13 protein-coding genes are annotated in these 12,399 nt (G+C 69.6%); 4 read left to right on the top strand and 9 right to left on the bottom strand.

Annotated elements, in window-relative coordinates; genetic code table 11:
* Positions 1-6 precede the first annotated feature (6 nt).
* The 4 genes from STVA_RS12725 to eno form a co-directional block, all read right to left on the bottom strand.
* Positions 7-1,380: a pyruvate dehydrogenase complex E1 component subunit beta gene (locus tag STVA_RS12725; RefSeq protein WP_123688306.1), complete on the bottom strand. Its 1,374-nt coding sequence runs from the start codon at positions 1,378-1,380 to the stop codon at positions 7-9.
* 95 nt (positions 1,381-1,475) lie between these two features.
* Complete coding sequence (gene pdhA, locus STVA_RS12720; RefSeq protein WP_123688305.1) at positions 1,476-2,504, bottom strand: pyruvate dehydrogenase (acetyl-transferring) E1 component subunit alpha; 1,029 nt, start codon at positions 2,502-2,504, stop codon at positions 1,476-1,478.
* A 237-nt stretch (positions 2,505-2,741) separates the two neighbouring features.
* Positions 2,742-3,071, bottom strand: coding sequence for an FtsB family cell division protein (locus STVA_RS12715; RefSeq protein WP_123688304.1), 330 nt, complete (start codon positions 3,069-3,071; stop codon positions 2,742-2,744).
* A gap of 61 nt (positions 3,072-3,132) precedes the next feature.
* Complete coding sequence (gene eno / locus STVA_RS12710) at positions 3,133-4,410, bottom strand: phosphopyruvate hydratase (RefSeq protein ID WP_123688303.1); 1,278 nt, start codon at positions 4,408-4,410, stop codon at positions 3,133-3,135.
* A gap of 167 nt (positions 4,411-4,577) precedes the next feature.
* Here eno and STVA_RS12705 point away from each other — a divergent pair, with 167 nt between their 5' ends.
* Positions 4,578-5,294: a 2OG-Fe(II) oxygenase gene (locus STVA_RS12705; RefSeq protein WP_123688302.1), complete on the top strand. Its 717-nt coding sequence runs from the start codon at positions 4,578-4,580 to the stop codon at positions 5,292-5,294.
* A gap of 13 nt (positions 5,295-5,307) precedes the next feature.
* On the opposite strand, the gene kdsA is transcribed toward STVA_RS12705, so the two are convergent.
* Positions 5,308-6,150 (bottom strand): 3-deoxy-8-phosphooctulonate synthase, encoded by an 843-nt coding sequence (gene kdsA / locus STVA_RS12700; protein WP_123688301.1) that lies wholly within the window; start codon positions 6,148-6,150, stop codon positions 5,308-5,310.
* Between the two features lie 77 nt (positions 6,151-6,227).
* On the opposite strand from kdsA, the gene STVA_RS12695 reads away from it, so the two are divergent.
* Positions 6,228-6,713 carry a hypothetical protein gene (locus STVA_RS12695; RefSeq protein WP_123688300.1) on the top strand — a complete coding sequence of 162 codons (486 nt, stop codon included), beginning with the start codon at positions 6,228-6,230 and terminating at the stop codon, positions 6,711-6,713.
* Here STVA_RS12695 and STVA_RS12690 read toward each other — a convergent pair.
* From STVA_RS12690 to STVA_RS12680, 3 genes are read right to left on the bottom strand one after another with little or no spacing between them, the layout of a single operon-like run.
* On the bottom strand, positions 6,697-7,371 hold the full coding sequence (locus STVA_RS12690; RefSeq protein ID WP_123688299.1) for an HAD family hydrolase: 675 nt from the start codon (positions 7,369-7,371) through the stop codon (positions 6,697-6,699). The genes STVA_RS12695 and STVA_RS12690 overlap by 17 nt on opposite strands.
* Positions 7,372-7,415: 44 nt before the next feature.
* Positions 7,416-8,723 carry a flavin-containing monooxygenase gene (locus tag STVA_RS12685; protein WP_123688298.1) on the bottom strand — a complete coding sequence of 436 codons (1,308 nt, stop codon included), beginning with the start codon at positions 8,721-8,723 and terminating at the stop codon, positions 7,416-7,418.
* Complete coding sequence (locus STVA_RS12680; RefSeq protein ID WP_123688297.1) at positions 8,720-9,121, bottom strand: acyl-CoA thioesterase; 402 nt, start codon at positions 9,119-9,121, stop codon at positions 8,720-8,722. The genes STVA_RS12685 and STVA_RS12680 overlap by 4 nt, the downstream gene beginning before the upstream one ends.
* A gap of 82 nt (positions 9,122-9,203) precedes the next feature.
* Here STVA_RS12680 and parE point away from each other — a divergent pair, with 82 nt between their 5' ends.
* On the top strand, positions 9,204-11,192 hold the full coding sequence (gene parE / locus STVA_RS12675) for a DNA topoisomerase IV subunit B (RefSeq protein ID WP_123688296.1): 1,989 nt from the start codon (positions 9,204-9,206) through the stop codon (positions 11,190-11,192).
* A gap of 58 nt (positions 11,193-11,250) precedes the next feature.
* Positions 11,251-11,640, top strand: coding sequence for a fluoride efflux transporter FluC (locus STVA_RS12670; protein ID WP_123688295.1), 390 nt, complete (start codon positions 11,251-11,253; stop codon positions 11,638-11,640).
* A gap of 1 nt (position 11,641) precedes the next feature.
* Here STVA_RS12670 and STVA_RS12665 read toward each other — a convergent pair whose 3' ends face one another.
* Positions 11,642-12,277, bottom strand: a complete 636-nt coding sequence (locus tag STVA_RS12665; protein ID WP_338092733.1) for an alpha/beta fold hydrolase — start codon at positions 12,275-12,277, stop codon at positions 11,642-11,644.
* Positions 12,278-12,399: the final 122 nt, after the last annotated feature.

The following is a 12,399-nucleotide window of genomic DNA, read 5'->3' as shown; positions in this document are numbered from 1 at the left end:
CTCCCCTTACCGGTAGCAGACGGCCTTGGCCGCCTCGACGATGTGGTCGACCTGCGGCAGCGCCAGCTTCTCGAGGTTGGCGGCATAGGGCAGCGGCACGTCGGCCCCCGTCACCCGCACGACGGGCGCATCGAGGTCGTCGAAGCACTGCTCCATCATCACGGCCGACAGCTCGGAGCCGATGCCGGCATAGGGCCAGCCTTCCTCGACCGAGACCAGACGATTGGTGCGCTTGACCGACGCCACGACCGTGGCCGTGTCGAGCGGGCGCAACGTGCGCAGGTCGACCACCTCGGCCTCGATCCCCTCCTCCGCCAGCTTCTGGGCGGCCTCGAGCGCAAAGCCCACCATGCGAGAGAAGGCGGTGATGGTGACGTGCTTGCCGGCGCGCACCACCTTGGCCTTGCCGATCGGCACGATGTAGTCCGGGTCGGTCGGCACCTCGAAGGTCTGGCCGTAGAGCAGCTCGTGCTCCAGGAAGATGACCGGGTTCGGGTCGCGGATCGCGGCCTTCAGCAGGCCTTTCGCGTCGGCGGCCGACCAGGGCGACACCACCTTCAGGCCGGGGCAGTGGGCATACCAGCTGGCATAGCACTGCGAGTGCTGGGCGGCGACGCGCGAGGCGGCACCGTTGGGGCCGCGGAAGACGATCGGGCAGCCCATCTGGCCGCCGGACATGTAGAGGGTCTTGGCGGCCGAATTGATGATCTGGTCGATCGCCTGCATGGCGAAGTTGAAGGTCATGAACTCGACGATCGGCCTGAGGCCCATGAAGCCCGCTCCGACGCCGAGCCCGGCGAAGCCGTGCTCGGTGATCGGCGTGTCGATCACGCGCTTGGGGCCGAACTCCTGCAGCATGCCCTGGCTAACCTTGTAGGCGCCCTGGTACTCGCCGACTTCCTCGCCCAGCAGCAGCACGTTCTCGTCGCGCCGCATCTCCTCGGACATGGCGTCGCGCAGCGCCTCGCGCAGCGTCATCGACTGGGTGGCGCCGGAATATTCGGGCTCGGCCGCGGTGGCCGGCTCGGGCTTGGGGGCCGCAACCGCCTTCGGCGCGGGGCTGGCCTTGGGCGCCGGCGGCGCCTCGACGGGCTCCTCCTTCGGCGCAGACTTGGCCGCCGGGGCGCCAGCCTCCTCGCCCTCTTCCAGGATCGTCATGATCGGCTGGTTGACGGCGACGGCGTCGGTCCCTTCCTCGACCAGGATGGCGCCGACGGTCCCTTCGTCGACCGCCTCGACCTCCATGGTCGCCTTGTCGGTTTCGATCTCGGCGAGCACGTCACCCGCCTTCACGGCGTCGCCCACCTTCTTGTGCCATTTGGCGAGCTTGCCTTCGGTCATGGTCGGCGACAGCGCCGGCATGAGCACTTCGATCGGCATCGAGACCTCTCCTAGGGAGGGACGGCACGGCACCCAGCGCCCGTTACGGGCGGATGCCGGCCTCCACAGATGGCGTGCGCGGGATGGGCCTCGGTTCAGGCGGCTTTGGATTCGACCAGGATGTCGGTGAACAGCTCCGACGGATCGGGCTCCGGGCTTTCCTGGGCGAATTCGGCCGCCGCGGTGACGATGTCCTTCACCTCGCGGTCGATGGCCTTCAGCGCATCTTCCTTGGCCCAGCCATTGTCCAGCAGGGCCGTGCGCAGGCGGTCGATCGGATCATGCTCCGACCGCATCTTGTTGACCTCTTCCTTGGTCCGGTACTTGGCCGGGTCGGACATGGAATGGCCGCGATAGCGATAGGTCATCATCTCCAGGATGAAGGGGCCCTTGCCCGCGCGGATGTGGGCGATCGCCTCGTCGCCCGCCGCCTTCACCGCCACCACGTCCATGCCGTCGACCTGGCGGCCGGGAATGCCGTAGGGCGCGCCGCGCTCATACAGGTCCGGGCTGGCCGAGGACCGCTGCACCGAGGTGCCCATGGCATAGCGGTTGTTCTCGATGATGTAGATGACCGGCAGCTTCCAGAGCGCCGCCATGTTGAAGGATTCGTAGACCTGCCCCTGGTTCACGGCGCCGTCGCCGAGATAGGTCAGGCAGGCATTGTCCGAGCCCTTGTACTTCAGCGCGAACGCGATGCCGGTGCCGAGCGGCACCTGCGCGCCGACGATGCCGTGGCCGCCATAGAAATTCTTCTCGCGGCTGAACATGTGCATCGAGCCGCCCTTGCCGCGCGAATACCCGCCGCGCCGGCCGGTCAGCTCGGCCATCACGCCGCGCGGGTCCATCCCGCAGGCCAGCATGTGGCCGTGGTCGCGATAGCTGGTAATCACCGCATCGTCGGGCGTGATCGCCGACTGCATGCCCACCACGACCGCTTCCTGGCCGATATAGAGATGGCAGAAGCCGCCGATCAGGCCCATGCCGTACATCTGCCCCGCCTTCTCCTCGAAGCGGCGGATGAGCAGCATGTCGCGATACATCTGTACGAGTACGTCGGGGTCGAGGCGCGCCGTCTTGGCGGTGCGCTTCGGCGCCGATGCCTGACGTTTGGCTACGGCCATAGAGCTTCCTCCCCTCGGGTGGCATGGCCGCAGCTTTACGTCGCCGTCAGCGCGATGCCCATGCGCCAACATAGCGACTGACCGGCGGAATGCAACCGCGGTCGCTGCATTTCCTTGTGTGCAAATGCTTGAAAGACAATGGAAATCGGCCGATTAACCATAATTGGGTTAATCGCGCTGGATGGAAGCCCTTTTCCCGGCCCGGCCGGCCGCGGCCCCCGGCTGCCTGGGCGGCGGCTACCTGGGCGGCGGCGCCTGCGGCCGCAGGATGACCAGGTCGTCGGGGTGGGCCAGGTTCAGCACCTCGCGCACGCGCTCGTCCAGCATGTCGCGATCGAGGCTGTCGGGGCGCAGCAGCGCCACCCGCCGTTCCAGCTCCTGCCGCTCGGCAGTGACCTGGCGGGCATCGGTCTCGACCTCGCCGATGCGCTCGCTCAGCGCGCGCCAGGCCACCAGCCCGCGGTCGCCATGGACTAGGTGATAGGCAAAATAGCCGATGACGGCGACGCCCAGCACGGGCGCCACCCCCATCCGCATGACCCGTCCGAACCCGTGCCGAATCGCCATGTCGTCAGGCAATCACCTTGTGGGCCTGCCCGTCAACGGCCGGCAGGCCCGTTGATCGGCGTCAGCGCGCCAGGGCGGCGCGACCGGCGTAGCGCGCCGAGGCGCCCAGGGCCTCCTCGATGCGCAGGAGCTGGTTGTACTTGGCCGTGCGATCGGAACGCGACAGCGACCCGGTCTTGATCTGGCCGCAGTTGGTGGCGACGGCAAGGTCGGCGATGGAGGTATCCTCCGTCTCGCCCGAGCGATGGGACATGACCGCCCGCCAGCCGGCGCGCTGGGCGGTGTCGACGGCGTCCAGCGTCTCGGTCAAGGTGCCGATCTGGTTCACCTTGATCAGGATGGCGTTGGCCGCCCCCCGGGCGATGCCGTCGCGCAGGCGTGCCGTGCTGGTGACGAAGAGGTCGTCGCCGACGAGCTGCACCTTGCCGCCGATCGCCTTGTTCAGCGCGATCCAGCCGTCCCAGTCGTCCTCGGCCATGCCATCCTCGATCGACAGGATCGGGTAGCGCCGGCAGAGATCCTCGTAGTAGGCGACCATGCCGCCGGAATCGAGCGTCTTGCCCTCGCCCTTCAGGACATAGCGACCGTCCTTGTAGAATTCGGTCGATGCCGGGTCGAGCGCCAGCGCCACGTCTTCGCCCAGCCGGTAGCCAGCCGCCTCGACGGCCTTGGCGACCAGGCTCATGGCCTCTTCGGTGGAATTCAGCGCCGGGGCAAAGCCGCCCTCGTCGCCGACATTGGTGTTGTGGCCGGCGGCCAGCAACTGCCGGCGCAGCGCCTGGAACACCTCGGCGCCCATGCGCAGCGCCTCGGCGAAGGTGTCGGCGCCGATCGGCGCCACCATGAATTCCTGGATGTCGAGGGCGTTGTCGGCATGGGCGCCGCCGTTCAGGATGTTCATCAGCGGCACCGGCAGCCGGTGCGCATAAGCGCCGCCGACATGGCGCCACAACGGCATGTCGGCCTCGGCCGCCGCCGCCCGGGCCGATGCCAGGCTGACGCCCAGGATGGCGTTGGCGCCGAGCCGCGCCTTGTTGGGTGTGCCGTCCAGCGCGATCAGGGCCCGGTCGATGGCGAACTGGTCCTCGACATCCATGCCCGATAGCGTATCGAAGATCTCGCCGACGACGGCGTCGACGGCCTTCAGCACGCCCTTGCCGCCGTAGCGCCCCTTGTCGCCGTCGCGCAGTTCGACCGCCTCATGTGCCCCCGTCGAGGCGCCCGACGGCACGGTGGCGCGGCCGGTCGTGCCGGTTTCCAGGCGGACATCCACCTCCACCGTCGGATTGCCCCGGCTGTCGAGAATCTCGCGCGCCTGGATGTCGACGATGGCGGTCATGGTCTCTGTCCTCGGAATGGTGATGGATCGTGGCGATGGGATTGTGCGGCACTAGATATCCGCCCGGCCCGGACCGGGGCAAGCACGGAGGATGCCCGCGCAAGCTCCGGATGGAACGGCGCGGCCATCGGCCCGATGCTGGCCGCCGGAAGAACAGGAGGAATCGGATGTCGCTTGCCGAACTGGAGGCGCGCATCGCCGCCATGGACTGGACCGCCGCTGCCGCCGCGCTCGACCGCGACGGCCATGCGGTGCTGCCGCGGCTGCTGTCGCCGGAAGGGTGCCGGGAGGCCGCCGCGATGTTCGCCGAAGAGGCGCGCTTCCGCCGCCGCATCGTCATGGAGCGCCATGGCTATGGCCAGGGCGTCTACCAGTATTTCGCGGCCCCCCTGCCCGACACGGTGGCGGCGCTGCGCGAGGCCCTCTATCGGCCGCTGGCTGCCGTCGCCAACGGCTGGGCCGAACGCCTGGGTCGCGCCGTCCGCTTTCCGGACACCCACGCGGCCTACATTGCGCGCTGCCACGCGGCGGGCCAGACCCGGCCGACGCCGCTGATGCTGCGCTACGGCCCGGGCGACTACAACTGCCTGCACCAGGACCTCTATGGCGAAGAGGTGTTCCCCATCCAGGCGGTGGTGCTGCTGAGCCGGCCGGGGACCGACTTCACCGGCGGCGAATTCGCCCTGGTGGAGCAGCGGCCGCGACGCCAGTCGAAGGTGGAGATACTGCCCCTGGCCGAGGGCGATGCCGCCCTCTTCGCCGTCCGCGACCGGCCGGCCCGGGGTGCCCGCGGCTGGTACACCGCACAGATGCGCCACGGCGTCAGCCCCGTGCGCAGCGGCGAACGCACCACGCTCGGCATCATCTTCCACGACGCCGCGTGAGGGCGGGACGGCCTCAGCCGCCGGCGGGCAGCGCCTTGGCGATACGGTCGATCGCCATCATCGTCTCGACGATGGCTGGCAGGTCGGTGAAGTGGACCATGTTGGGGCCATCGCTCGGCGCCCGGTCGGGGTCCTGGTGGGTTTCCATGAAGACCGCGGCGACGCCGACGGCGACCGCGGCGCGCGCCAGGACGGCCACGAACTGCCGTTGCCCGCCGCTGGTCTTGCCCTGGCCGCCCGGCTGCTGCACGGAATGGGTGGCGTCGAAGACGACGGGGCAGCCCGTCTCGGCCATGATCGGCAGCGAGCGCATGTCCGACACCAGCGTGTTGTAGCCGAAGCTGGCGCCGCGCTCGCAGACCAGCGTGTTGGGGTTGCCGGCCTGGTCCATCTTCTCGACGACGTTGGCCATGTCCCAGGGGGCCAGGAACTGCCCCTTCTTGATGTTGACCGGCCGGCCGGTGCGGGCCGCGGCCACGATCAGGTCGGTCTGGCGGCAGAGGAAGGCCGGGATCTGCAGCACGTCGACCGCCTCGGCCACCGGCGCGCATTGTTCGGCCGAATGCACGTCGGTCAGCACCGGGCAGCCCCAGCGCTCGCGCACCTCGGCCAGGATCGGCAGCGCCTTCTCCATGCCGAGGCCACGCGGGCTGTCGGCGCTGGTTCGGTTGGCCTTGTCGAACGAGGTCTTGTAGATCAGGCCGATGCCCAGCCGCCCCGTCAGTTCCACCAACGCATGAGACATCTCCATCGCGTGCGCCCGGCTCTCCAGCGCGCAAGGGCCGGCGATCAGCGCCAGCGGCCGGTCGTTGCCGAGGGTGACGTTGCCGACATGGACGTGCCGGGGCTGGGTCATGGTGGGGCCGCTCTTTCCGCCGCAGGATGGGTCAGGCCGTTAGATAGTCCCAAGGCCGGCCGGTTGCGAGCCTCCTCGTGATCCGGCGCTGGGGCCCGCTGTCGGCCAGCATCCTGCTGGCCCTGGTGCTGATCCATGCCGGCACCACCATCCCCGACACCGACCAGTGGCTGCCGCTGCTGGGCCATCGCTCGGCCGTCACCCACAGCATGCTGCTGCCGGCGCTGGTGCTGCTGCGCTGGCCGATGGTGGGCGGACTGCTGGCCGGCGGCTTCGCGATCCATCTCGCGGCCGACCTGCTGTCGCGCAAGTGGGTCGGCTATGCCCTGGTGAAGCTGCCGCTGTTCGGCGCGCTGGATGCCACCGCCTCGGTGGTCTTCCTAGCCGTCAACGTGCTGCTCGGCATGCTGTTCTACGACCGCGCCGCCACCGAAGCCCAGGGCCGCCGCGCCCTGTGGGTGACGCTGGCGGCCGCGGGCGCTGTCTATTTCCTGATCAACGAACGCTACTGGCTGCTGCTGTTTCCGGTGGCGGCCGCCCTGCTGCTCATCCGGCGGCGCTGACCGGGTGGCCGAAATCGGCCTCCAGCCGGGCGAGGAAATCCCGGTCGGTGAAATCGTCCATGGTCCAGGCGGCACCTTCCTGCCGCAGCGTCGCATCGTCGAGGCTGGTCCGCATGCCGATCGTCTCGATGCCGGCAGCCGCTGCCGCGCGCACGCCGGAGCGCGAATCCTCGAACGCCAGCGCGCGCTCGGGCGTGCTGCCCAATCGCTCCAGCCCCGTCAGGTAGGGCAGCGGGTCGGGCTTGCCGCGGGCCAGCTCGTCACCGATGACCAGCACCGGAAAGCGGTCACCCAGGCCGAGTGCGGCCAGCATCAGTTCGGCATTGGCGCGCGGCGCGTTGGTGACGACGCCGACGCGGATGCCGTGGCGGCCGGCCCAGGCCAGCAGCGCCGGCAGGCCCGGCGTCGGCTCCAGATGCTCCACCAGCGAGCGGAAAAGCCGTTCCTTGCGATCCGACAGCGCCTCGTGCTCGGCCACCGGGCGACCCGGAAACATCCACTCCATGATGGCCGGGTTGGTCGCGCCCATCACCTTGGCACGGTAGTCTGCGACGCTGAGCGGGGCCGGCGCCAGGATGCGGCGATAGGCTTCGATGTGCAGCGCGTCGGAATCGGTCATCGTGCCGTCGAGGTCGAACAGAAGGGTGTCGCGGCGCATCGGTCCTGCCTGGTCGAGGAAAGGTTCAGGGTCGGGGGAGAGGCTCAGGCACCGCCTATCCCACGGGCCATGTCGGCGCGCAACTGCCGGGCATACTCCCGGAAGTCGACTTCGAGCGTGTAGCGGGCAGAGCCGACATATCGCCGCGCGATGCGGGCGCGGTGGGCGGCGATCTCCTGCCGCATCGTGTCTGGCGCCGGCAGCCGAACCTCGCCTGCCAGCACCGCCGCCAGCCAGCGCGCCTGGATCTCGACCAGGGGGATGGTCGGGCCGATCGGCTGCACCAGACCGGCGAACGCCAGCCCCGGCCGGTCCGGCGGCAGCATGCGGCGATAGAGTGCGGCCTCTCCATCCGTGACCGCGAAGACGGCCGGGTCGAGGAAGGGGAAGCTGGTGCGGTAGCCGGTGGCATAGACGATGGCGTCGTAGCGCTCGACCCGGCCGTCGACGAAGGCGACCTCGTGGCCGCGCAACTCGGCGATGTCGGGGCGGATCGCCAGTCGCCCGTGGCCGATCGCCGGCAGCAGCTCCTGGCTGATCGTCGCATGCTCGCGCCAGATCGGGTGCGCCGGGCGCGGCACGCCGTAGCGCCGCTGGTCGCCCTGGGTCAGCAGCATCAGCCAGCGGATGAGGCCGCGCGCGACCGGCGTCGGCAGCCGCAGCTTGCGCGTCAGGAACCCGGTCCAGCGGTCGGTGGGGATGCCCAGGATGTATTTGGGCGCGATCCAGGCGCTGCGCCGGGTCGACAGGTGGACGCGGCGCGCCCGCCGGCCGAGGTCGCAGGCAATGTCGACGGCCGAATTGCCGATGCCGACCACCAGCACGTCGCGGTCCTCGTAGGGGGCGGCCGTGCGGTAGTGGTGGGAGTGGATGGCCTCGCCCGCGAAGTGGCCCGGAAAGACCGGCCAGCGCGGGTCCCAGAGATGGCCGTTGGCGATGACCACTGCGCGATAGTCCCGCTCCTCCCCGTCCGCCAGCCGCACCCGCCAGCCCTGGCCTTCGGGCGCCACCGACGCCACCTCGGTGCGGAAGCGGATGTGCGGGCGCACGGCAAAGCGCTCGGCATAGGCTTCCAGCCAGGCCAGCACCTGGGCGTGCGAGAGGAAGTCCGGCTGGTCGGCCGGAATCGGGAAGTCGGGATAGCCCAGGTTGCGGCGGCTCGTGTCGATATGCAGGCTGCGATAGGCCGACGACAGGCCATTGTCGTTGTCGTAGCGCCACATGCCGCCAAGATCGCTGCCCTTCTCGAAGACGTCGAAGGCAAGGCCCCGCTCCTTCAGCGCCTTGGCGACGGCGATGCCGGACGAGCCGGCACCGATGACGGCGATGGTGGTCGCGGCGGCCGGGCTCAAGCGGGCGGCACCGGGCGCGGGCGGCGATCCTCGCCGATGGCGACGTAGGTGAAGCGGCCCTCGGTCACCAGGACGCGCTGGCTGGCGTCGCGGCGGATCACCCAGGCCTCGATATGGACGGCCATGGAGGTACGGCCCAGGCGCTCCAGGTCGGCGTAGCAGCACAGCACGTCGCCGACATAGACCGGCAGGTGGAAGGCCATGGCGTCGATGGCGACCGTGGCGACGCGGCCGCGGGCGCGCTGGGAAGCGAAGATGCCGCCGGCCACGTCCATCTGCGCCAGCAGCCAGCCGCCGAAGATGTCGCCATTGGGGTTGGCGTCGGCCGGCATGGCCAGCGTGCGTATCTGTAGCTCGCCGCGCGGCGTTCTTGTCGCATCGCCTTCCCGGTCGCTCATCGCCCCCTCCCCGGATGCTATCATCCCACCATATCTCGTGGGCCTTGCCCCCGTCCCCGTCGATTCATAGGATCGCGCCGCCATGAAAGACCTGTTCGGGGCCAATCTCGCCCGCAAGACCCAGGACGAATACAGCGCCAAGGACATCGAGGTCCTGGAAGGGCTGGAACCCGTCCGCCGCCGCCCCGGAATGTATATCGGGGGCACCGACGAGCGCGCGCTGCACCATCTGGCGGCCGAAGTGCTCGACAACTCGATGGACGAGGCCGTCGCCGGCCATGCCAGCCGGATCGAGATGCAACTGGCCGCCGACGGCACGCTGACGGTGCGCGACAACGGCCGCGGCATTCCCGTCGACCCGCACCCGAAGTTCAAGGACAAGTCGGCGCTGGAGGTGATCCTCACCACGCTCCATTCCGGCGGCAAGTTTTCGAACAAGATCTACGAGACGTCGGGCGGCCTGCACGGCGTCGGCATCTCGGTCGTGAATGCGCTGTCCGACCGCCTGACCGTCGAGGTGGCGCGCGACCGCGTGCTGTGGGTGCAGGACTATTCCCGCGGCGACCCGACCTCGACCCTGCGCGAGGCGGGTGCCGCCCCTAACCGGCGCGGCACCACCATCCGCTTCCATCCCGACCCGCAGATCTTCGGCGGCGCCGCCCGCTTCAAGCCGGCCACGCTGTTCCGCATGGTGCGGTCCAAGGCCTATCTCTATCGCGGGGTCGAGATCCGCTGGTCCTGCGACCCGGCGCTGATCAAGGCCGACGACCAGACCCCGGCCGAGGCGACGCTGCATTTCCCGGCCGGGCTGGCGGATTTCCTGTCGAGCGCCGTCGGCCAGCGCCCGACCATGACGCCGGCGCCGTTCCAGGGCGAGGCCCCCTTCCCCGAGAAGGCCGGCCGGCTGGAATGGGCCATCACCTGGCTCGACGACGACGAAGGCTTCCTCCACTCCTACTGCAACACGATCCCGACGCCGGACGGCGGCACGCACGAGGCCGGCCTGCGCAACGCACTGACGCGCGGCCTGCGCGCCTATGGCGAGTTGGTCGGCAATCGCCGGGCCGCCCAGGTAACGCCCGAGGACGTGATGTCGGGCTGCTGCGCGCTGGTCTCGGTCTTCCTGCGCGAGCCGCAGTTCCAGGGCCAGACCAAGGATAAGCTGGCAACGGCCGAGGCGACACGCCTGGTCGAGAACGCGTTGAAGGATCGCTTCGACCATTTCCTGTCGGGCGACCCTACGACGGCCACCCTGCTGCTCGACCGCATCGTCGAGCGTGCCGAGGAGCGCCTGAAGCGCCGGCAGGACAAGGACCTGCTGCGCAAGACCGCCACCCGCAAGCTGCGCCTGCCGGGCAAGCTGGCGGACTGCTCTCGCAGTGCCGCCACCGGCACCGAGATCTTCCTGGTCGAGGGCGATTCGGCCGGCGGGTCGGCCAAGCAGGCGCGCTCGCGCGAGACCCAGGCGGTGCTGCCGCTGCGTGGCAAGATCCTCAACGTCGCCAGCGCCTCGCTCGACAAGCTGCGCGGCAACCAGGAACTGGCCGACCTCGTGCTGGCGCTGGGCTGCGGCTCGGGCAAGGGCTTCGACCTGTCGAAGCTGCGCTACGAGCGGGTCGTCATCATGACCGACGCCGACGTCGACGGCGCCCACATCGCATCCCTGCTGATGACCTTCTTCTTCCGCGAAATGCCGGAACTGGTCCAGCAGGGCCACCTGCACCTGGCGCTGCCGCCGCTCTATCGCCTGTCGCGCGGCGGCCAGACCATCTATGCCCGCGACGACGCCCATCGCGAGGAGCTGATGGCGACCGTCTTCAAGGGCTCGGGCAAGGTCGAACTCAGCCGCTTCAAGGGCCTGGGCGAGATGCCGGCCTCGCAGCTCAAGGAAACCACCATGGACCCGACCAAGCGCACGCTGCTGCGCGTCCAGGTGCCCGATCGCGGCCGGGATCCCGACGGCGCCCAGGGCACGACCGACCTGGTCGAGCGCCTGATGGGCCGCAAGCCGGAACTGCGCTTCGCCTTCATCCAGGAGAATGCCCGTTTCGTCCGCGATCTCGACGTGTGACGGCGGCGCGCGGTCTTGCTAGGCTGCCGACACCCCGCATAGCCGCAAAAGGTGCTCCATGAGCGTCACGCTCAACTTCATCCTGGTGATGATCGGCAGCGCGCTTGGCGGCGCCGGGCGGTACGCGGCCGACCTGTTCTTCCCCTACGCCCCGCCCAACAGCAGCCTGCCGGTGGCGACGCTGGCGGTGAACGTCATCGGCTCGCTGCTGGCCGGCCTCTTCATCGGCCTGTCGCTGCCGGGGGGGCCGCTCTACACGACGCGCGGCACGCTCTTCCTGGTGACGGGTTTCTGCGGTGGCTTCACCACCTTCTCGGCCTTCAGCCTGCACACCCTGGCGATGCTGCAGGAGGGCGAGCCCTATCTGGCGCTGGTCTATATCGGGCTGTCGGTCGTGCTGTGCGTGATCGCGGCCGGCATCGGCTACCTGATCGGCGCAGAGATGTAGGTCAGGCGGCGAGCCAGGCGCGCATCGCCGCCACCACCGCCTCGGGCCGCTCCAGCGACGAGAGGTGGCCGCAATCGTCGATCTGCACCAGCGTCGCGCCCCGCATGTGGAAGGCCATCTCCTCGTGCAGCGCCGGCGCGGTAAGGGCGTCCTGGCGGCCGCATAGGATCAGCGCCGGGCAATCGATGCGCGACAGGTCGGCGATGCCGTCGGGGCGGCCCAGGATCGCCGTCTGCTGGCGCAGGAAAGCGTCCCGGCCGACGCGCTCGGCCATGCCCATCACCAAGCCGACCAGCTCGGCATCTTCCAATCGGTCGGGGTGGACCAGCAGTGGCAGCAGGCGCGGCGTCACCCCCTTGAACCTGCCCTGGCGGGCGAGCGCAATCAGGCCGCCGCGGCGGCGGCGCTGCTCGTCGCTGTCCTCGCGCGCGCTGGTGTCCAGCAAGGCCAGCCGGGTGACGCGCTCGGGCGCCTGGCGCATGATTTCCTGGGCGACGTAGCCGCCCATCGACAGGCCCGCCAGGGCGAAGCGCGGCGGCGCCCATTCGAGCACGCGGGCGGCCATGTCGGCCACGGAATCGTCCAGCGTCAGGTCGGCCACGACGGCCGCCGCCTCAACCGCTAGTGCGTCCGTCACCGGACGCCACAAGGCACTGTCACAAAGCAGACCTGGAAGTAGCACGAGTGGCTGGCGCATGGGGCTTGGCTCTCCTTCGGCCGGCTTATGCAGAAAATGTCACGGAGGCAAGGAAACCTTGG

This window comes from Stella humosa (genome assembly GCF_006738645.1).
Lineage (GTDB): Bacteria > Pseudomonadota > Alphaproteobacteria > ATCC43930 > Allostellaceae > Allostella > Allostella humosa.
This window is presented reverse-complemented; position numbering and strand designations above follow the sequence as displayed.